Origin of the sequence: Limnobacter sp. (assembly GCF_964228395.1) — a bacterium.
GTDB lineage: Bacteria > Pseudomonadota > Gammaproteobacteria > Burkholderiales > Burkholderiaceae_B > Limnobacter.
In genome coordinates this window covers 43,787-63,315 of the sequence record NZ_CAXQZX010000055.1, presented here as the reverse complement: position 1 = coordinate 63,315, position 19,529 = coordinate 43,787, and the positions used below count along the sequence as shown (strand labels likewise).

Sequence of the window (19,529 nt, the reverse complement as noted above, 5' to 3'; positions counted from 1 at the left end):
TGAGTTGATGTTCTTGTTAAAGGGGTCGCTCCGACCAGGCGATCAATTGCGCAGCCACTTTGTCTGCGGTAATCACCACAGTGGCGCCAGCGCGTTCTATCAGCTCGCAAGGCATGCCAAACACCACGGCACTTTCTTGCGACTCTGCAATGGTTCTCCCACCCTGTTTTTTAATGTTTGCAAAAGCATCGGCCCCGTCGTGCCCCATGCCAGTGAGCATCACCCCAATGATTTTGTTGGCGGGGCAATGCTCCAAGGCGCTGCGGCCCAACAACTCCACCGAGGGGTGCCACAAAAACTGGTTGTTCTCTGGTCGTGCCATGACACCCAATTGACCTGAACGTGAGGTCACCACCATGTCTGCCCCGCCTTTGCCGATATACACCGTGCCGGGCTCGAGCATCATGGGTTTGCTGGCCTCGACCACACGCAACTCGCACATGTCGTTCATGCGGTTTGCAAAGGGCAGGGTGAAGGTGGCGGGCATGTGTTGCGCCACCAAAATGGGCCAGGGGTAATCGGCTGGAAGCTTTGGCAAAATGTCTTCAAGTGTGCGGGGGCCACCGGTGGATACGCCCACCAGCACCAGACCATCACCCACCGCTTGGCGTGGGGTGCGCCCAGAGGCAGTTTTGGGGGCTGGGGCCGGGCGCTCAAATTTGCGCGCACCGCTGGGTGCACGTTTGATTTTGGAGCGTGCCGCTTGGCGCACCTTGCGAATCAACTCGCCACCAATTTCTTGCAGCGAAAGGGAGATTGTGCCGTCTGGCTTGGCCAGGTAATCGACTGCGCCCAAGGCCAAAGCCTCAAAGGTGGCCAAGGCGCCCCGCTCGGTGAGCGAGGACACCATGACCACGGGCACAGGCCGACTGGCCATGATTTCGGCCAGTGCGGTGAGTCCGTCCATTTCTGGCATATTGATGTCCAGCGTGAGCACATCTGGTTCAAATTCCAGATTTTCCCGAACAGCTTCAGCCCCGTTGCGGGCCAGGCTGATTTGAAAGTCACCCTCAGACTCGAACAGCTTGGCCAGCTGGCGGCGCATTAGCGCAGAATCATCAACAATCAACAACTTGATCACGGCTCACCTCGACTACACATCAAGACTTCATCAACGCACCCAGACCGGCCACTTCCTTTCTGTCCATCAGGCGGGAAGGGTCAATCAGCTGGATCATGCGCTTTTGCTTTTCCATGTTGGCCACGCGACCAATCAGGGTGTGCTGCTCTTCAGACAACTCGGGCGATGTTTCAATGGCGGCCTTGTTGATCTTCAACACTTCGGTCACAGAGTCGACAATGAAACCCATGCGCACGTTGTCAAACAGGTACACCATGATGCGTTGACGGTCGTTGCGTTCTGCGCTGCTCATGCCCAGGCGCAAGCGCTGGTCAATCACAGGCAGTACCGATCCACGCAGGTTGATTACACCTTCAACATAGGATGGTGCTTTGGGCACATGGGTCAGCTCTTCGGGCACGCGAACAATTTCTTGTACGCTGTTAATAGGCACGCCAAACTCTTCATCGTTAAGTTTGAACACCACCACCTGTTCCTCGTCGTCGCTGCCCTCTTCTTCAAGGTCTGCCGACTGGTTCAATGACTGCTCGTCCATGTTGTCTACCCTGTTCAATGCGTCTTTCACCGCGGTGTGTTTGAACATGTTTTCTGCGGAAATGATGGAGACCAAACGTTTGCCGTTGTTCAGGCGGCAAATTTGAGTGATGTCAGACAGATTGCCACTGCGGGCAAACAAGCCAGGCATTTCATCCACAGCGCTTTTGGGCACGCGAAGCACCTCGTTGACGGTGTCCATCACCACGCCCACCGAGACCGACCCCACCGAGATGACCACGATGCGGCTGTGCTCGTCTGCGCTTTGGCGAGGCAGGTCGAACATGGCACGCAGCGACACCAAAGGCAAAAGCCGGTTGCGCAGGGTCATGACACCCAACACATGGGACTCTGAATGCGGCACGTGAATGACTTTCTCGGGCACCTGCACGATTTCCTGCACTTCTTCGATGGCCACGGCGTATTCCTGCCCGGCCACTTCAAAGCTCACCAATTGCAGTTCGTCCGAAATGGCTTGATCGTCGGCGTCTTCCCCCGCCTGCCCCAGCAGGGCTTTGCTGGCGTGGGCCTTGGACAATTTGCTGATGTCCTTGAACTCGCGGCTGATGAGTCTGCCAAAGTCCATGACCATCACCATGTCAAAGCCGCTGATGTTCTTCAGCAGGCCGCACAGCAGCTCGGTATCCACCGTGCCATCCAGGGCGGTGACGTCTTCAATAAGGCGGGTTTCCACCGCCACCACGCTGACCACACGGTCCACCACAAAGCCCAGGGGCTGGCCTTGGTCAATCACGATGGCGCGGGTGGAGTCGTCATAGTCCTGCTCATCGAATCCGAAGATTCGACGCAGGGATATGATGGGCAGCACCTTGCCACGCAGGTTGGACAAGCCTTCCAGCGAGTGGGGAGCCATGGGCACCCGCACCACCTCGGGCACGCGAATGATTTCTTGCACGGGGCTCATGTCCACGGCAAACACTTCGCCGTTGACCACGAAGATCACAAATTGGTGAACGTCGGTGTCGTGTTCCTTGGCCTCGTCGGCGGGCGGGGCAGTGCCCTGCTCCAACACCGCCACATCGTCTTCAATGATATCGCTCATGCGAATTTCTCCTGATGTTGGCGGGCTTAGGCGCTTTGCAACTCATCGGCCAGAGAGGCAATTTCTTCGATCGCCGAGGCCAGTTCTTCTGCGCCCTGCGATTGTTGCTTGGATGCCGAGGCAGCCTCTGTGGCGGCCTTCTCGGCCTCTTGCGCGGCGGCAGAGATTTGGTCGATGCCCACACGCACCTGAGTAACAGCGGCCAATACTTCGTCGGCAGCAGAGAGAATGTCGTCTGTGCCAGCGGCCACCTTGCCGATTTCGGACTCGACAGACACCAGGTTGATGGTGGTGGCTTTGGCTTTTTCAACTTCGGCCAAGGCTGCAGAAACAATTTCTTCAAGATCGCGACCTACCACGGCGATTTGGTCTTGTACGCCTTTGACGAGGTCTTTGATGCGGTCAGCGTTTTCGGCGGAGTCGTGGGCCAGGTTGCGAATGTCGGTGGCGACCACCACAAAGCCCTTGCCGAATTCACCAGCGCGCGCGGCTTCGATGGAACCGTTGACGGCCAGCATATTGGTTTGAATAGACACAGTGGTGATGGCGTCTACAATTTTATCGATGCGGCGTGACACCAAAGCCAGGTCTTTGATTTGGTTGATGCTGCGTCGAGACTCCTCAGCGGCGGTCGAGATGCCGGTGACCAGGGTATCCACAGCGGTTTTGTTTTCGTTGAGGAGGTTGCGAATTTGACCCACTTTTTCTTTGCTGGCGTTGGCGCGGCTCTGGGCCAGCTCCAAGCCTTTTTGAATTTGGCTCACCGCGGCAGACGATTGCTCGGTGCCAGCAGCTTGCACCTGGGCGCCTTTGCGGATCTGCTCAATGGCGGCCATGATCTGTGAACTGGCGCGATTGATTTCTTGCACAGCAGAAGACAATTCTTCGGCGGCAGAAGCAACTTCTTCGGCGCTCTTGGCCACATCGGTGGAGTTTTTCAATTCTTCAGCCAGCTCCGAAAGACTTTGCGCAGCTTGCTCGCACTCACCGAGGGCCTGCGACTGCTCAGCCACGGTCTTGGCCACTTCTTCAGCGGCAGCAGATTGTTCTTCAGCAGCAGTTGCAATTGATTCAGAGCCTTTTAAGGCTTGGGCTGCAGCAACGACGGATTGTTGAGCACCGGTGGCAATGTCACGCACGGCGGCAACAATTTCAACAGCGTTGGCGCGGATGACACTCAACTGCTCAGTGATGACGGTGCCTCTTTCTGCCTGTGTTTTGACAGACGTTGCAGAGCGATTGATGCCTTCAGAAATTTCTTTGACTTCACCTTGAATTTGACCCACGAGGTCTTGGATCTGCTTGGCGCTTTTCTCAGAGGTTTCTGCCAGGGTACGAACTTCGTCAGCCACCACGGCAAAACCTTTGCCGTGCTTGCCTGCGCGGGCGGCTTCGATGGCGGCGTTCAAGGCGAGCAGGTTGGTTTGGTCGGCAATGCGAACCACTGCTTTGATGATGTCGCCAATGTTGCTGGCTTGACGCTCAAGCTCGGCCACCATTTTCACGGAGGCTTCCTGGCGAGAAGCGGCCACACTGACATTGGAGATCAAGGAGCTGATTTCTTCACCGGTTTTTTGAACCAGCGTTTGTGTGTTTTCCATCAACAGTTGGCTCTCGTCCGCATTTTTCAACTGGCGGTCGATGGCAGAACTCACTTGGCGGAAGGCTTGCAAAGATTCTTGCGATGCACCGGATGCTTCTTCGGCACCGGTGGCGATTTGATCGGATGAGCGCTTGAGCTCCTCAGCGGCAGAAGCGGCCTCGGTGATGCCCGAGGACAACTGGGAGGTGGCCGCCGCAATGCGCTCGGCGGCTTGCTGTTGTTTGGCCAGTGTGCGGGCGCGTTTGCGCTGCACTTCGGATTCGCGGCTTGCGGCTGCTGAAGAGCGAGTGTCGACTGGGGTTACGGCGTGAATCTGTTTCTTAACGAGGGCCATGGCTGCGTCTCCTTGACGAGAAATTTAGGCTTGGATGTTTAACTATTAGACCCAGCAAACCCAACAATCTATTTAAGATTTTGCAATTCACTTAATCTAGGTTTTATAGAACCAGTCCAAATTCTAGGCAGCCAATTTTTGTGAAACAACAGCTTTTACACTTGTTGACTATTATTATTATCTATATAAATCAATAACTTATATACCCCCCTCCATCTGTGCCCCCTGCCAATTGGGTGCAAAAGAAAAAGCTGAAATGCTTTTATATGGCTTATTTCAGGCTTAAATTTTCTAAAGTTTTTGTTACTTCGATATTTTCTTGTTTTTTAACATTTAAAAGTCTAAAAATCTCAATTAATTTTTTATTTGTTAATTGTTATAGACAAAAACCAGATGTTTTTTGAAAAAAATGGGGGCATTGGCCCATTTTTATAAGATATGTTGTAGACAAACGCAGTTTTGTCTATGTAAAACGTGCAAAAGCCGCGGCTTCTTCAACCCGTTGCACATCGGCCTGCACAGGCATGGCTTTGCGAAACCGCTCCACCGCCGTGGCCGCTTGTGCGATGGCAGCGCGGCGCATGTCTTCATCACCCTGCTCCGCCAAGGCCTGCAGCCCTTTTAACAGGCGTATGGCCACTTCAACCAAAGTGGCTCCATCACGGGCAATGGCAGTGAAAGCATCATCAAACAGGTCTTCGATGCGCAGGCTAGGCACCAACACATTGGGGTAAACCGGCTCCACTGCAGGCACCGGTGGCGCCTCCCATTGATGAAACAAACGAACCAAAGTGCCGATGACATCAATCGCAGTGCCAGGGTCATTGACGGCTGGTGACAAGGCGCGGCTTGCAATTTCGCTCAACACCACCACACCAAAACGGGGATCTTGATCAAAGGTGCGGTGATCAGCCACGTGAAAAGCCGCCAGCAAAGGCGCGGTGTCCTCTGGGTTTTCAACATGGTCGCCGGGCAGACCATAGATCTCGAGCACCGGCTTGGCTGGCGTACAAAACGTACCCGGCAGCGCAAGCACACCCACCCGCAATTGACGCGCCAAGGCCCAGGCCTGGATGGCTGCCATGTCCACCCGCTGCAAATAACCCACGTTGGCAAGCGCCAACGGCACTCCACTGGCCTGACCATAGGTATTCATGCACACACCGCCCATGTAAGGGTTTTGCATGCGGATGCGCATGGCCTGAAAAGTAACCCGCTCTACCTTGTCGACGGTGTGCCCCAAACGCCCTAGCCTGGCGATGTTGTCCACCCATCGCAAGAAGGCAAGAATCACCAAAGCAAACACAAACACCGTGAACACAAACAGGGCAAACCGCCCGCCCTGCCCGTAGGCATTGTTCTTCAGTGCAATCAGGGCCACCACGCTAAAAATAAACACGCCGATGAAGGTGGACAAGGCGTTTTGGGAGGTGTCATCGGCCAGCACCAGGGGAAACGACCGGGGCGTGGCCGAATTGCTGGCCGAACTGTAAGCGGCCACCATGGAACCCACGGCAAACATGGCAATCACCAGCATGGTGGAGGCCACCAGTTCAAGCAGGGTGACAATTGAATCGGTGGACACATCGGGCAGCAAAGTGGGTTCCAGGCCATCGGCCAGCATGGCCAAAAAGGCAGCCACAATCGACAAACCACACATCACCAAGGGTTTTAGCCACAACTTTTCTTTGAGACGGTTTAGCCAAAAACGCCAGTTCTCTTTCATGCAACACTCCCACGGTTTTGCTTATTTCTGTTTGGACACCCAATGAAAATGCCGTTGCAAGGCCTCATCGGCCTTCAGAAGCTCAAGCGAAAAAAACCGCTTGGCCAACTCCATTTCGGTGTACAGGTCATGAATACCGTCATGGCAGGTGCGGCACACCTGTATGCCTGCATTGAGGGCTTGTTTATTGAAATGCTTTTTAAAATAGGCGCGGCGGTGCAGTTTTTTGGGAATGAGGTGATGAAATGTAAGCGGGGTGTAACGGCCGCAACATGCACACTCACCGAACTTTGCCTGCCTTAGCACACCCACTGCCCACCCCTAGCGCAACACTTCAATTTGCACCGGGTCGCCCACCAGAATTTGCACCTGGCCATCCCAAGTGCTCACCACACCAGCCACGCGAATGCGTTTTCCAAAAAAATAGGAAGCAGGGTCGAAAATACCCAGACGGGAATAAATATCCGCGGCCCGCGCATCAATCACGATGCTGAGGTTGTTGGGCGCGCGTGCGCTGGTCTCAGAATGGAGCACATACGCGCCATAGCCATCGGTGCGGGTTTGGGTGGAACGCACTTTGAAGTCCACCAACACGGCCTGCCCCATTTTGCTGCCGGCTTGCGCGGCAGAAATGGGCAATATCGGTGAACCGTCAGTCGTGTTTGGCTTGGCAGCCAGTGCAGACGCGGACCACAGCCACACCACCGCCCCAACAGCCCATGCCATTTTATGACCCATGCGAACACCCTCTGGCTTCGTGCTGACATCAGCACAACTCCTCTAGTGTATCGCCGCAACAGGGGCTGTGGCTAAAGATCGGCAGCCAATAGTTGCGCTACCTGCCTTGCGCCTTCGCGCAGGCCATTCACGGCCTTTTCAGGGTGACTGGCCACGTCGTCCAAGGCGGGTAAGGCGTGTAGCTGGCTGCTGGCGATGCGGGGTACATTTTGAATATCGCGAGAGGTGTACACGTACGGGGATTTCATCAGCACATCAGAAGTGGGTGAGGCCAACAGGGTTGCGTGCACCTGAACATGCGGGGAGGACAAACCATCGTGCTCAACAAAGCCTGCCATCATGTCCACTGTCAAAAATGCATCGTATTTGGCGGCAATGTCGCGCAGGTCATAACCCTCACCCGTGCGGGACTTGGGGGGCGGATTGATCAAGTCCACCTGATACCCTTTGGCACGCAACTGGCTTTTGAGTTGAACCTCGAATTGATCGGCCAACCTGGGCTGATGGGGTTGCAGAGCAGCGTGCAAGCGCTCGGTGGCGGCGCTGTAGCGCAAGGTTTCAATGCCAGCGCGAATCACGCTGCCCAAAGTACCCAGGGCGTAAAACAAATAACCCGCGGTGAGCTGTTCGGGCTCGGCCAGGTAACGCTTGGGCTCTTCAACCTGAAACAGGGCAATGCGCTTGACATGCGGCTTGGCCTCGGCGTGCAGGGCCTGACGCGGGTTGGAGGCGCAGGCCGACAAAAATACTGTGCAACACAGCACCAAGGCAAAAGAACGGTGAATGCGCATGGCGAGCACCCCAAGGGATCTGGATTAAACGCTCTTATGTTGCACGGGTGCCCCACCGAATACCACGCCCACAAAGGGGTGCCCTTTATTGGGCGGTCTGTTTGGGCGGCACCCATTTGGCCACTTCCGGAGCCCGGTATGTTGCAAAGGACTCTAGCAGCGTGTGCGGATTGTTGCTGGCCATCAGCATGGCGCGATGAACAGGCCGAACAAACCCTTGCTGGGTGGACTGATCCAGAAAATGCAACAAACCGTCAAAATAACCAGCCACATTCAAGACCCCCACCGGCTTGGCATGAAAACTCAACTGCCCCCAGGTGAGCATCTCGAACAATTCTTCGAGGGTGCCCAGCCCCCCGGGCAAAGCGATGAACCCATCTGACAACTCAGCCATCAAGGCCTTGCGTTCGTGCATGGTTTGGGTCACGTGCAGTTTGTGCAAGCCGGGGTGAGCCACCTCTTTGTTGACCAAGGATTGCGGAATCACGCCCACCACCCGCCCCTGCAAGCGAAGCATTTCATCAGCCACCACGCCCATGAGGCCCACATTCGACCCGCCATACACCAAGCCCAAACCACGACTGTGCAATGCGCTGGCCAACTGGCGAGCCCCCTCGGCGTAATCAGGCAAAGCGCCGTTGCTGGAGCCGCAGTAGACACAAATATTTTTCATCAATGTTTTGATTGCCTTAATATTTACACGGTGTTTAATAGTTGTTGCACCCAATGCTGCTTGTGCAGTTGCGCCACATCTGCCGGGGAACGCCCCTGCTGGTTTTGCATGGCTGCCCGCAAGCCTGCTTTGTATTGCCCCCCCATCATCTGCTGACAAGCCTGCTGAACCACCACCAGAGCGGCCTGCGACCCTTCAGCTGCGGATACCACCTGAGCGGCCAGCTGCAAACGCTCCGGTTTGCGGTACACATCCAACTGGTTGAATAACGCAACCCAATCGGTGAGTGTTGGATCGGGTTGCTGCACAAACGCCTTCAGATCGGCCACCACGCGCGCGCTATCAGCCAGGCTCGTCGGCATGCGCCAATGCTCGGCCAAGGGCGCAATGAGCGCCGCCTGCAAGCGCAAGCCAAGGGCGCTGAGCCAACGCTGCTCAGGGGTGGGCAGAGTGTCCAGCAAACCCAGGGCATCGCGGCCCAGGGTTGTGAAAGGTTCGGCCAGCCCACCACTGAGGGCAGGCCAGGCCTGTGTGGTTTGTAAAAACTGAACCATTTGCGATGGCTTGGGTTCGGCCATGCCACGGTTGAGCTCTGCAAACACCCGCTCGGCCACCAAGTGTTGCAACTCGCCCGCTTCGCGCAAGGCGCAACACAGGGCCAGCGTGGAAGGGCTGACCCGAAATTCATGAAAGCGTGCCAAAAACCTCGCCAAGCGCAGCACCCGCAAAGGGTCTTCAGAAAATGCCATGCTGACATGCCTGAACAATCCCTGACGCAGATCATCCAAGCCGCCGTAGGGGTCTATCAAGCGCCCGTGCGCATCCATGGCCATGGCGTTGATGGTGAAGTCTCTACGCTGCAGGTCTTGTTCAAGGCTGACACTGGCGTCGGCATGAAATACAAAGCCTTTGTAGCCATGGCCACTTTTTCGCTCAGTGCGTGCCAGGGCATATTCTTCCTGGGTGTGGGGGTGCAAAAACACCGGAAAATCGCTGCCCACCGGGCGAAAGCCAGCGTCCAACATGGCTTGGGGTGAGGCCCCCACCACCACCCAATCACGGTCACTGCTGGGCATGCCCAGCAGGGCATCACGCACCGCGCCACCGACCACATACACCTGTGCAGGCGCAGGGAGGGCAGACACCACGGCATCAAGGGCAAAGCCTGGCAAGGGGTGGGAAGGCATGGGCAAACAAGAGCAAACCGGACGCCCAAGAGTACACCAATGCAGCGGGCTTTACAGGGTGTCGAGCTTCTTCAGGGTGAGCTCACATTGCTGACGAAGCTTTTGGCGCTCGTCATCGCTCAAGCGCGCAATGTTTTTGGCCATTAAGCCAGTGCGCGGGTTGGCCGACAACATGGCCTCGCGACGATCCAAAAAGCCCCAATACAGGGTGGTGAAGGGGCAAGCCTTGTCACCTGTTTTTAGCGAGGGGTTATAGCGGCAATTGTCGCAATAATTGCTCATGCGCTTGATGTACGCCCCAGACGAAATATAGGGCTTGCTGGTGAACCGCCCACCGTTGGCAAACAAGGCCATCCCGGCCACATTCGGCAATTCGACCCATTCCACGGCGTCCACATACACTGCCAAAAACCAGTCTTCCACCTGTTGCGGGGAAAGCCCGGCCAATAAGGCAAAATTACCAATGACCATGAGACGTTGGATGTGATGTGCATAGCCATATTGCAGAGTTTGGCCAATGGAGTCGCCAAGGCAACGCATGTGCGTATGCCCAGTCCAGAACCACTTGGGCAAATCCAGTTGGGCTTGTAGCGCGTTGCCTTGGCGCATGCCCGGCATGTCCAGCCAATACACGCCCCGCATGAATTCGCGCCAACCCAAAACCTGCCGTATAAAACCTTCGGCACTGGGCAAATCAACCTGCCCTTCTTTGCAGGCCTGTTCAGCTCGTTCAATCACCTCACGGGGGTTGAGCAAATGCAAATTCAGGGCTACTGACAACAGCGAATGCCAACCAAACGGCGTCTTGGTCCACATCGCATCTTGGTATTTGCCAAAATTGGGCAATCGGGTGGTAACAAAAACCTCCAAGGCGTGCAAAGCTTGCTCGCGGGTCACTGGCCAGCAAAAATCGTCCAGTTCACCGGGGTGGTCAGCAAAGCGCTGTCGCACTTCATCAAGCACTTGCAAGGTCAATTTGTCGGGTTCAAAAGCCGCCGGCGGCGAAATACTACCCGGGCCAGCCTTGGGATAGGCACTGCGGTTGTCGGCGTCGTAATTCCATTGCCCACCGGCGGGCTGCTCACCTTCCATTAAAACGCCGGTGCGTTTGCGCATTTCCCGGTAAAAATATTCCATGCGCAACTGTTTGTACTTCGAAGCCCATGTTGCAAACTCTGCGCGAGTACACAGGTAATGGCCGTCGTCCAGCATGCGCAGTTTCAGGCTTTGTTTGCGCGCCATGGTGGTGATGTCTTGCTCGAGGCGCCACTCGCCAGGTTCGGCCATGTCCAGGCTGGCAATGCCCAATTGCTCGCACTGGTCTTGCAGAACCTCCACCAGGCTGCGCTGCCCACTGTCGGCCAACGCACTGTAGTGCACCGTGTAGCCTGCCTCGCGCAGGGCTTGCGCAAAATGCCGCATGGCCGCCAAAAACACGGCAATGCGTGCCTTGTGCACCCACACCAACTTGGATTCTTGAAGGCTTTCGATCATCAACACCGCCGCAGAGCCGGGCGGGTTGGCCTGGAGGGCTGGGTTGGATAAATCGAGTTGATCGCCCAACACCAAAACTGCTCGGGTACTGCTCATGGTACTGCTAGCCTCACTGACCACCTTGGGACTTGGGAGCGCGTTTTCTGCAGGCGTCTGAACAGTATTTCACCTGCTCCCAGTTTTTGGCCCAGCTTTTTCGCCAGGTCATGTCTTTGCCGCACACCGCACACGGTTTGGCAGGCAGGTACGACTTGTTGCCTTTGAATGCCACGCCAGGCTCAATGGGGAGTTTTGAATTTGTAACGTTGGCGCCATTGCGCCACTTCTTCGGCAATGGCGTCCAGCGATTGCAAGAGCACGAAGTCGTCGGACACGCGCTTGCGCAGGGCCGTGGACGAACCCCCGCACCAAATTTCAACGTTGTGGGGCAGCTTTTCGCGCAACTCAGTGACCGCATCGAGCACAGCCGGTGAGCTTTGAATGACGGAGAACGACAAGGCCACGATGTCGATGTTTTGAGCACGGCAAGCCAACACAATGTCGTAGATGGGGGTTTGAGTACCCAAAGATACGCATTGCGCGCCTTCCATCGAAAAAATACATTCGGCCATGAGCAGCCCCAAGCCGTGTAGTTCGTTGGGCAGGGTGGTCAGCAGCACCCTTGGCCCCTTGCGGGTTGAGGGGATGGTGTTGAGTGCATTGCGAAGCACCACCTGAATGGTTTCGGTGTAAATGTGCTCTTCGAATATTTCGAAATAGCCCCGTGCCCATGCATCCCCCACCATGGCGTTCAGTGGCGCAACAACTTCAACCACAAACCGACGCAAACCCATGGTGAGCGCCAAACGCGACATGGTTTGCCGAAACTCTTCGGCATCGTGTTTTTTGATGAGATCCATGTAGCCATTGAGCTCGTCAAGGCTGTCTGGGGCAACCGCCATGCGCACACCAGCGCTACTGACCTCGGCCAGCTTGACAAGCTCATCGATGCTTAGCCCGATGATTTTGCCTGGCCGGTGACCGCCATCCAACAAGCGCTTGATGACGCGGAGCTTCTCAACCTGGTCAATGGAATAAATGCGTTCGCCAAACGCATCGCGCCCGGGCTGAGGAAAGTTGTACCGCTTTTCCCAAACGCGCAGGGTATCTTTGGGCAGGCCCGTGTCGCGCTCAACCGCAGCAATCGAGAATGACGGTTGATTTAATTCTGAGCGCTCGTTCATGCCGACACCCGACGCATTGGATACTTCAACATCTATTTTGTCCTAGACAAATTGACTTGCCCCCGTGATCGAATAATAATGGAACCGAACCGGGTTGTGTAGATCAAACTAACACATGACGCCTCTTTGCAGTACACATATAGAGACATTCAGGTGTTTTGTTTGCATTCTAAGACGATCTCTCTGTCTAGTCCAGCCCGGGTTTGTCATTAATCGTGGTGCATTTGATGCACATCCAGTCAACCACTTGCTTTACCGATGGAGAGCATCCAATGAACGCACCTGACGGCCTTTTTTTACCAGACGAGCAATCCCGAGCCGATTCGCGAAATATCGCCATTCAACGGGTGGGCGTGCGCGGCATCAAACACCCCATCATCATGGACACCGCCGAGGGCCCACAACCCACCGTGGCCACCATCGACATGGCCGTGCACCTGCCCGCCGATGTGAAGGGCACTCACATGTCGCGCTTTCTTGAAATTCTGCAACAGCAAGACCACGCCCTGGCCATGGACACTTTGCGAGTGATGATGCAGGACATGCTGGCCAGGCTGGAAGCCCGAGCCGGCACCATCACCATGCGCTTTCCGTATTTCATCCGCAAAGTGGCGCCGGTATCCGGAGTGGCCAGCCTGCTGGACTATGAGGTCACGCTGGAAGCCAACAACAACGGCAAAGGCACGGACGTATTTTTAAGCGTGGTGGTGCCCGTGACCAGCCTGTGCCCTTGCTCCAAAAAAATATCAGACTACGGTGCGCACAACCAACGCTCGCACATCACCATTCGAGCCTTGGCTGGCAAAGGTTTGTCGGTAGAGGAACTGATCCGTATGGCAGAAGAATCGGCTTCTTGCGAGCTGTGGGGCTTGCTCAAGCGCCCGGACGAAAAATACGTCACCGAACGTGCCTATGACAACCCCAAGTTTGTAGAAGATCTGGTGCGCGATGTGGCGCTGCGCCTGCGGGCCAACGGCAAAGTGTTGGCTTACCGGGTAGAGAGTGAAAACTTTGAGTCCATCCACAACCATTCAGCCGTGGCCTGGATCGAAGAAGACAAGCGGTAATACTGAAGCCATTTAAAATACTTCACACATTCGATGTAGCATTGGGTGAATGTTTTGTCGATCACACACTTTGGGGAACCATGAACCACACCAACCAACCCGCCAAGCCGTCTGTGGCCGTGATTGGCGGGGGCATTTCAGGACTGTCTGCCGCATACGCACTGCGCGACCATGCGCAGGTCACCCTGTTTGAAGCCAACGCCTACATTGGCGGGCACACCAACACAGTGGACATCACCCTGGACGGTCAAACTTTCCCGGTGGACACCGGCTTTTTGGTTTACAACGAACGCACCTACCCCAACCTGATTCGCTTGTTTAATGAATTGGGCGTGGAAACCGTGCAGTCAGACATGTCATTCTCGGTGTGCCTGCCAGAGATCAATCTGGAATGGGCGGGCACCAACCTGAACACCGTGTTTGCCCAGCGCCGCAACCTGTTGCGCCCCAGGTTTTTGAAAATGCTGCTCGACATTTTGCGCTTCAACAAAACCGCCACCGCCATGGTCGCCCACGGTGGGCGCGAGGCTTTGTTTACAGGCCAAGGCGCCATGGGTTTGGGGGATTACCTCCAGCAAGAGCGCTACAGTGCGGAATTTCGCGACTGGTATCTGATCCCCATGGCCGCAGCCATTTGGAGTTGCCCATCGGAGCAAATGCTGAAATTCCCGCTGGCCACTTTCGTACAGTTTTGCCACAACCACGGTTTGCTGCAGGTTGAAAACCGGCCCAAGTGGTTCACGGTTAAAAACGGCGCACGCAATTACGTGAACAAAATATTGCCGCACATTGCGACCGTGCATGCCAACACCCCCGTGTTGGCCGTGCAACCACTGGGCGAGCAAGTACGCATAAAAACAGCGGCTGGCGAGCAAACATTTGATTACGTGATTTTGGCCACCCACAGTGACCAGGCTTTGCAACTGTTGCAAGGCAACGAAGCCCAAAGGGCCTGCCTACAACACATTGGCTACCAGGACAATGTGGCCTACCTGCACACCGACGTGGCCTTGATGCCCAAAACCCGCAGCACCTGGTCCTCATGGAATTACCTCAGCGATGTGTTAAACCCGCAACCCAGCGTGTCGGTGACGTATTGGAGCAACTCCCTGCAGCCTCTGCCCACCCAAACACCTGTGTTTGTAACCTTGAACCCCATCGTGATGCCCAAGCAACACACCATTCACCGCGAAATTCATTACGCGCACCCCGTGTTTGATGCACCTGCGGTGCAAGCGCAACATGATCTTCAAGCCCTGCAGGGTTTGAATGGCGTATACCTGGCTGGCGCCTGGATGAAGTACGGCTTTCATGAAGACGGCCACACCGCCGGCTTGAATGCTGCTCAGGCTTTGTTGGCTCAACTGGGACACACTGCACAAAAGGCCGCCTGATGCACTTGCCGCTGTTTGAACTCCAACACGTCAAGCTTGCCTGGGGGCTGGTAAAGCACCGCCGCAGCAAGCCCAAGGCCAATGGGTTCACAACTGGCGCGTGTTTTGTCAAGCTGCGCTTTGAACGCAAACCAGGCCCGGCCAAGGCGAATGGTTTGTTGGCCATCGACCAAAAAGGCCTGCTGGCCGTGCAGGCTCGCCACTATGGCTTTGAGCCACACGCAATGCCCTTTGCGCAACTGCTGGAGCAATTGCACAAAAAAGTACAAACGCTGACCGGCGAAGTGCTGGACGGGGCGGTGGATTTGCACACCTTTCCCAAGGTGCTGGGCTACGTGTTTAACCCGGTGAGCTTTTGGTATTTCCACAACCACCACGGTACGTGCCGAGCTATCTTGTGCGAAGTCAACAACACCTTTGGCGAGCGGCATTTTTATTTGCTCAACGATGAGTTAAAACGCGATGTGCCCATCGACCATGGCATGTTGCTGCACGCCACCAAGGTGTTCCACGTGTCGCCATTTTTCCCGGTGTCGGGTCGTTATGAATTCCGTTTTGCCAATGTAGGGCCGCGCACCGTGGCTCGCATCAATTACTTTGAAGACCAAACCCTGCAACTGTCCACCAGCGTAAGTGGAGAACTATCGCATCCAAGCGCAGGTCTATGGGGTAGAACTTTGGTGAAGTACGGTTGGTTTACCCTGGCTGTCATCATTAAAATTCACTGGCAAGCCGTCAAATTGTTGTTCAAGGGCGCAAAGTTTCACCGCAAACCCGCCCCCCCCTCTCAACTCATTTCGCACACTGAGCAAGAAGCATGACCGAAGCAACGATTTCTCTTTCTCAATTTCAATTACCCAGCCATGCCCCATCATCGGCACACTGGACCCTCAAGCTTCTGAACAAGCTCAAGAAAGGGCGCCTGAAGGTGATCACCCCCGAGGGCACACACTTGCTGTTTGGTGGCGATGCGGACCAGCCCAGTGCGACCATCCGCTTGCACACTTGGGCCGTGTGTTCACGGGCCCTGAAAGCAGGCGACATTGGTTTTGCGGAAGGTTATATTGCGGGTGAATGGGAAACCGATGACCTGGCCTCCTTGTTGGGTGTGTTTCTTGAAAACCGCAAGGCCGTTGAAAAAGTGATTTACGGCAGTTTTTTGGGCAGCCTGGCCTACAAAATAAAGCACCTGTTAAACCGCAACACCAAAACCCAAGCGCGCAAAAACATTCACGCCCACTACGACCTGGGCAATGCCTTCTACCAGCTGTGGCTTGACCCCACCATGACCTACTCCAGTGCGCTGTTTGATGGCAACACCAGCTTGTCGCTGGCGCAAGCGCAAAGCGCAAAGTACCAGGCCATGCTGAGCTTTTTGAAGCCCGCGCAAGGTGACCGTGTGCTGGAAATTGGTTGCGGTTGGGGTGGGTTTGCCGAAGAGGCCTGTGGCCGCGGGGCCAAGCTGGTGGGGCTCACATTGTCTACTGAGCAATTGGCCTTTGCCAAAGCGCGCATGGCACGACTCGGGTTTGACGATCGCAGCGAATTCCGCCTGCAAGACTACCGCGACTGCCAAGGGCAATTTGACCACATCGCCTCCATTGAAATGTTTGAGGCGGTCGGTGAAGAATACTGGCCCACTTATTTCCAGGCCGTGAACCGACTGCTAAAAACGGGCGGCAAAGCGGCCATTCAAACCATCGTGATCGACGATGCGCTGTTTGATCGGTACAGAAAATCCACCGATTTTATTCAGCAATATATTTTCCCCGGCGGCATGTTGCCCAGCCCGACCAAGTTTCGCCAACTGGCCGAAAAACACGGCTTGCGTGTGGTGGAAGAAAAGGCATTTGGCAAAGACTACGCCGAAACCCTCCGCCGCTGGCGCATGCAGTTTATGAACACCTTGGACCAAGTGCGTGCCCAAGGTTTTGATGAACCATTCATCCGCACCTGGGAGTTTTACCTGGCCTACTGCGAAGCGGGCTTTGAATACCAAAGCACCGATGTAATCCAGTTCTACCTTGAAAAAAAGGACGGTGTTCAATGAGCACAGCCTTGAACATGCATAAGGCGCGCTTCTACTTTTGGAGTGGTGTTGCCTTGATCGCGGCCATGGCCTTGGTTGTGCCCAAGGCGTGGGCCGGCGACCATTTTGGCCAGCCGCCCAAACAGGTCACCAACACCATCGACAACGCCAAACGCATGGGGTTTGGCACCCTGCGCTGGTTTGGCCTGAAGATATACGATGGCCAATTGTGGGCCAATGTAGAGCCCGAAGGTTTTAATTACAAGCGAGACCCGGCCTGGCTGGAGCTCACCTACGCCCGCAGTTTTGACGGCACAGACATTGCCGAGCGCAGCATCGACGAGATGGAAGAAATCGGTGCTGGCACCCCAGAACAGCACAAAGCGTGGCTTGAAACATTGAAGTCTATTTTTCCGGATGTAAAACAGGGCCACACTTTGAGTGCGCTGCACACGCCGGGCAAGGGCATTCAGTTTTTCCGCAATGGGTCGCCACTGGCCCGCGTGGACGACCCCGAGTTGGCAGCAGCATTCATGGGCATTTGGCTTGACCCAAAAACATCAGCGCCCGAAATGCGCAGGCAACTGATCGGCCTGAAGCGTTAACCCCAGGCCGCGCCCCATGCACAGCCAGCCTAATCCTGTTTCCACCCGCGATTTGCTGACCTACGGCTGGCTGGGTTGGGCCTTGGGCGCCGTGGCGGTGCCCATTTACATTCAAGTGCCCTACCTGTACTCCCGGGTGTACGAGGTGCCTTCCGCCTGGGTGGGTGTAATTCTGTTGATTTCTCGCCTGCTGGATGCCGTGTTGGACCCCGCCATCGGCTTGTGGGTGGACCAACGCAGCGGCCGCGCCAAACGCTACCACCTGCCCCTGTTGATGGCCGTGCCATTGCTGTTGCTGGGCATGGCGGGGGTGTTTTTTCCTTTCGGCAACACGCCCACGCAATATGCAGCAAGCCTGTTACTCAGCCTGTTGGTGGTGCACCTGGGCTACAGTTTTGCCAGCATTGCGTACCAGGCTTGGGGAGCAGAGCTTGGCCACACCGACAAACAGCGATCCACCTTTGTCGCTGTTCGTGAAGGGCTGGGCATCATCGGTGTGGTGTTTGCCGTGTCGCTGGCCCTTGAAACCTACGCCATGCTGATTTTCAGCGTATTTGCCGTGATGTTGCTCTCCGGTGTTTTTCTGTTGCTGCGCCTTGCACCCCGGCCAGAGAAAACTGCACTCGCAGACGCAGCCCATGCCGCGGAGGCCGCCATGGGCCAGGCGGCTCGCCACATGGTGGCTGCCGGAGAGGGGTTGAAGGGCGCACTGCGGGCGGTGCTTGCCCCCCTTCGCCGTGCCAATTTCCGCAAATTGATGGTGGTCTTCTTTTTCAATGGCTTGGCTGCGGCCCTGCCCGCCACCCTGGTGCCTTTTTACATGCGCGACCGGCTCGGCCTGGGCGACAGCGACCAGTGGGTGCTGGCCGTGTACTTTTTGGTGGGCGCAGCCTCCACCGTGTTTTGGGTGTGGCTGGCTGGCAAAATCGGCCTGGCCCGCGCTTGGTTAATTGGCATGGTGGCGCCCATTCCAGCATTTGTCATGGTGGTGCTGTTGGGTCAAGGCGACCTGGTGGGTTACCTGTGGGTGTGCATACTCACCGGTTTTGCGCTGGGGGCCGATTTGTCCCTGCCCGCTGCCTTGGTGGCGCGTCTCATTGAGGAAAACGGCGAACGTGGCCAAACCGAAGGCACCTATTTTGGCCTATGGAACTGGGTCAACAAGTTCAACCTCGCCCTGGCGCCCAGCTTTGCCCTGGGCACCCTGCAATGGTTCAATTACTCGGCCGATGTGTCAAAAAGCGAAGAGTTTCAAAGCCTGGGTCTGCTGGGCCAAATTGCCGCCGACCCACTGATTTGGGTGTATGCCCTGCTGCCCTGCGCGCTAAAGCTGGTGGCCTTGGTGCTGCTGGCGCGCAGCGGCTTTACCCAAACCAAACCCACGGCACCCACACCCAACACGCCACAAGGAGCAAACCCATGACGCTGTTTAAAACCATGCAAACGCGCCTTTTCAACCTGGCCTTGGCCACACTGGCCTTGCTTGCACTGGGCGCATGCGCTGGCCCAACCCCGGCCGACTATGCGCAAGAAAAACCCACGCTGGATTTGAAAGAATATTTCAATGGCACCATCGATGCATGGGGCGTGTTTCACGACCGTTCGGGCAAGGTGGTCAAGCGGTTTACTGTGGTGATGAAGTGCACTTGGGATGGCAACACAGGCACACTCGATGAAGACTTCACCTACTCTGACGGCACCACCCAAAAGCGCATTTGGACGCTGCAAAAAAATGGTAACCAGTACACAGGCACCGCGGGTGACGTACTGGGCACAGCCACAGGGCAAACTGCTGGCAATGCCTTCAACTGGAAGTACACCCTGCTACTGCCTGTGGACGGCACCACGTACGAGGTGCAGTTTGATGACTGGATGTACCTGATGGACGAGAAAACCATGCTGAACAAGGCGGTGATGAGCAAATTTGGCATTGAGCTGGGCGAAGTCTTGTTAAGCTTTCGCAAACGCGACTAACACTAGGACCATG

At 55.8% G+C, this 19,529-nt stretch carries 19 protein-coding genes; 7 read left to right on the top strand and 12 right to left on the bottom strand.

Features of this window, described 5'->3' with window-relative positions; all coding sequences use genetic code 11:
- Positions 1-16 precede the first annotated feature (16 nt).
- The 12 genes from cheB to ACEQU8_RS04465 form a co-directional block, all read right to left on the bottom strand.
- Positions 17-1,081, bottom strand: a complete 1,065-nt coding sequence (cheB, locus tag ACEQU8_RS04520) for a chemotaxis-specific protein-glutamate methyltransferase CheB (protein WP_370261808.1) — start codon at positions 1,079-1,081, stop codon at positions 17-19.
- A 19-nt stretch (positions 1,082-1,100) separates the two neighbouring features.
- The gene (locus ACEQU8_RS04515; protein ID WP_370261807.1) at positions 1,101-2,678 is read right to left on the bottom strand and encodes a chemotaxis protein CheW; all 1,578 of its coding nucleotides are present in this window, start codon (positions 2,676-2,678) and stop codon (positions 1,101-1,103) included.
- 26 nt (positions 2,679-2,704) lie between these two features.
- On the bottom strand, positions 2,705-4,615 hold the full coding sequence (locus tag ACEQU8_RS04510; RefSeq protein WP_370261805.1) for a methyl-accepting chemotaxis protein: 1,911 nt from the start codon (positions 4,613-4,615) through the stop codon (positions 2,705-2,707).
- 463 nt (positions 4,616-5,078) lie between these two features.
- Complete coding sequence (locus ACEQU8_RS04505) at positions 5,079-6,341, bottom strand: DUF2254 domain-containing protein (RefSeq protein WP_370261804.1); 1,263 nt, start codon at positions 6,339-6,341, stop codon at positions 5,079-5,081.
- A gap of 21 nt (positions 6,342-6,362) precedes the next feature.
- Positions 6,363-6,653 (bottom strand): hypothetical protein, encoded by a 291-nt coding sequence (locus ACEQU8_RS04500; RefSeq protein WP_370261803.1) that lies wholly within the window; start codon positions 6,651-6,653, stop codon positions 6,363-6,365.
- A gap of 9 nt (positions 6,654-6,662) precedes the next feature.
- Entirely contained in the window at positions 6,663-7,079 is a 417-nt protein-coding gene (locus ACEQU8_RS04495; RefSeq protein WP_370261801.1) for a hypothetical protein, read from the bottom strand.
- 71 nt (positions 7,080-7,150) lie between these two features.
- On the bottom strand, positions 7,151-7,870 hold the full coding sequence (locus ACEQU8_RS04490) for a hypothetical protein (RefSeq protein ID WP_370261799.1): 720 nt from the start codon (positions 7,868-7,870) through the stop codon (positions 7,151-7,153).
- Between the two features lie 85 nt (positions 7,871-7,955).
- Positions 7,956-8,543, bottom strand: a complete 588-nt coding sequence (locus tag ACEQU8_RS04485; protein WP_370261797.1) for a TIGR00730 family Rossman fold protein — start codon at positions 8,541-8,543, stop codon at positions 7,956-7,958.
- 23 nt (positions 8,544-8,566) lie between these two features.
- Positions 8,567-9,730, bottom strand: a complete 1,164-nt coding sequence (locus tag ACEQU8_RS04480) for a hypothetical protein (protein WP_370261795.1) — start codon at positions 9,728-9,730, stop codon at positions 8,567-8,569.
- Between the two features lie 51 nt (positions 9,731-9,781).
- Complete coding sequence (locus ACEQU8_RS04475; protein ID WP_370261793.1) at positions 9,782-11,320, bottom strand: cryptochrome/photolyase family protein; 1,539 nt, start codon at positions 11,318-11,320, stop codon at positions 9,782-9,784.
- Between the two features lie 13 nt (positions 11,321-11,333).
- Positions 11,334-11,495, bottom strand: coding sequence for a DUF2256 domain-containing protein (locus ACEQU8_RS04470; protein WP_370261792.1), 162 nt, complete (start codon positions 11,493-11,495; stop codon positions 11,334-11,336).
- Positions 11,496-11,502: 7 nt separating this feature from the next.
- Positions 11,503-12,447, bottom strand: coding sequence for a MerR family transcriptional regulator (locus ACEQU8_RS04465; protein WP_370261791.1), 945 nt, complete (start codon positions 12,445-12,447; stop codon positions 11,503-11,505).
- A gap of 272 nt (positions 12,448-12,719) precedes the next feature.
- Between ACEQU8_RS04465 and folE2 the strand changes: the two genes are divergently transcribed.
- The 7 genes from folE2 (at position 12,720) to ACEQU8_RS04430 (ending at position 19,516) form a co-directional block, all read left to right on the top strand.
- Positions 12,720-13,514, top strand: coding sequence for a GTP cyclohydrolase FolE2 (folE2, locus tag ACEQU8_RS04460; protein WP_370261789.1), 795 nt, complete (start codon positions 12,720-12,722; stop codon positions 13,512-13,514).
- An 80-nt stretch (positions 13,515-13,594) separates the two neighbouring features.
- The gene (locus tag ACEQU8_RS04455; RefSeq protein WP_370261787.1) at positions 13,595-14,908 is read left to right on the top strand and encodes an NAD(P)/FAD-dependent oxidoreductase; all 1,314 of its coding nucleotides are present in this window, start codon (positions 13,595-13,597) and stop codon (positions 14,906-14,908) included.
- Positions 14,908-15,729, top strand: a complete 822-nt coding sequence (locus ACEQU8_RS04450) for a DUF1365 domain-containing protein (RefSeq protein WP_370261785.1) — start codon at positions 14,908-14,910, stop codon at positions 15,727-15,729. The genes ACEQU8_RS04455 and ACEQU8_RS04450 overlap by 1 nt, the downstream gene beginning before the upstream one ends.
- Positions 15,726-16,958: a class I SAM-dependent methyltransferase gene (locus ACEQU8_RS04445; protein WP_370261784.1), complete on the top strand. Its 1,233-nt coding sequence runs from the start codon at positions 15,726-15,728 to the stop codon at positions 16,956-16,958. Before ACEQU8_RS04450 ends, ACEQU8_RS04445 begins: the two co-directional genes overlap by 4 nt.
- Complete coding sequence (locus ACEQU8_RS04440; RefSeq protein ID WP_370261782.1) at positions 16,955-17,542, top strand: chalcone isomerase family protein; 588 nt, start codon at positions 16,955-16,957, stop codon at positions 17,540-17,542. The genes ACEQU8_RS04445 and ACEQU8_RS04440 overlap by 4 nt, the downstream gene beginning before the upstream one ends.
- 16 nt (positions 17,543-17,558) lie before the next feature.
- A complete protein-coding gene (locus tag ACEQU8_RS04435; RefSeq protein WP_370261781.1) occupies positions 17,559-18,965 on the top strand; it encodes an MFS transporter in 1,407 nt (468 codons plus the stop codon).
- Between the two features lie 14 nt (positions 18,966-18,979).
- The gene (locus ACEQU8_RS04430; RefSeq protein ID WP_370261852.1) at positions 18,980-19,516 is read left to right on the top strand and encodes a DUF3833 domain-containing protein; all 537 of its coding nucleotides are present in this window, start codon (positions 18,980-18,982) and stop codon (positions 19,514-19,516) included.
- Positions 19,517-19,529: the final 13 nt, after the last annotated feature.

What these genes read in the sequence shown, in the direction of transcription:
- ACEQU8_RS04465 (WP_370261791.1), bottom strand. Translation starts at nt 12,447, where the DNA reads ATGAACGAGCGCTCAGAATTAAATCAACCGTCATTCTCGATTGCTGCG.
- ACEQU8_RS04510 (WP_370261805.1), bottom strand. Translation starts at nt 4,615, where the DNA reads ATGGCCCTCGTTAAGAAACAGATTCACGCCGTAACCCCAGTCGACACT.
- ACEQU8_RS04515 (WP_370261807.1), bottom strand. Translation starts at nt 2,678, where the DNA reads ATGAGCGATATCATTGAAGACGATGTGGCGGTGTTGGAGCAGGGCACT.
- folE2 (WP_370261789.1), top strand. Translation starts at nt 12,720, where the DNA reads ATGAACGCACCTGACGGCCTTTTTTTACCAGACGAGCAATCCCGAGCC.
- ACEQU8_RS04485 (WP_370261797.1), bottom strand. Translation starts at nt 8,543, where the DNA reads ATGAAAAATATTTGTGTCTACTGCGGCTCCAGCAACGGCGCTTTGCCT.
- ACEQU8_RS04455 (WP_370261787.1), top strand. Translation starts at nt 13,595, where the DNA reads ATGAACCACACCAACCAACCCGCCAAGCCGTCTGTGGCCGTGATTGGC.
- ACEQU8_RS04440 (WP_370261782.1), top strand. Translation starts at nt 16,955, where the DNA reads ATGAGCACAGCCTTGAACATGCATAAGGCGCGCTTCTACTTTTGGAGT.
- ACEQU8_RS04450 (WP_370261785.1), top strand. Translation starts at nt 14,908, where the DNA reads ATGCACTTGCCGCTGTTTGAACTCCAACACGTCAAGCTTGCCTGGGGG.
- ACEQU8_RS04495 (WP_370261801.1), bottom strand. Translation starts at nt 7,079, where the DNA reads ATGGGTCATAAAATGGCATGGGCTGTTGGGGCGGTGGTGTGGCTGTGG.
- ACEQU8_RS04435 (WP_370261781.1), top strand. Translation starts at nt 17,559, where the DNA reads ATGCACAGCCAGCCTAATCCTGTTTCCACCCGCGATTTGCTGACCTAC.
- ACEQU8_RS04490 (WP_370261799.1), bottom strand. Translation starts at nt 7,870, where the DNA reads ATGCGCATTCACCGTTCTTTTGCCTTGGTGCTGTGTTGCACAGTATTT.
- ACEQU8_RS04480 (WP_370261795.1), bottom strand. Translation starts at nt 9,730, where the DNA reads ATGCCTTCCCACCCCTTGCCAGGCTTTGCCCTTGATGCCGTGGTGTCT.
- ACEQU8_RS04505 (WP_370261804.1), bottom strand. Translation starts at nt 6,341, where the DNA reads ATGAAAGAGAACTGGCGTTTTTGGCTAAACCGTCTCAAAGAAAAGTTG.
- ACEQU8_RS04445 (WP_370261784.1), top strand. Translation starts at nt 15,726, where the DNA reads ATGACCGAAGCAACGATTTCTCTTTCTCAATTTCAATTACCCAGCCAT.
- ACEQU8_RS04430 (WP_370261852.1), top strand. Translation starts at nt 18,980, where the DNA reads ATGCAAACGCGCCTTTTCAACCTGGCCTTGGCCACACTGGCCTTGCTT.
- ACEQU8_RS04475 (WP_370261793.1), bottom strand. Translation starts at nt 11,320, where the DNA reads ATGAGCAGTACCCGAGCAGTTTTGGTGTTGGGCGATCAACTCGATTTA.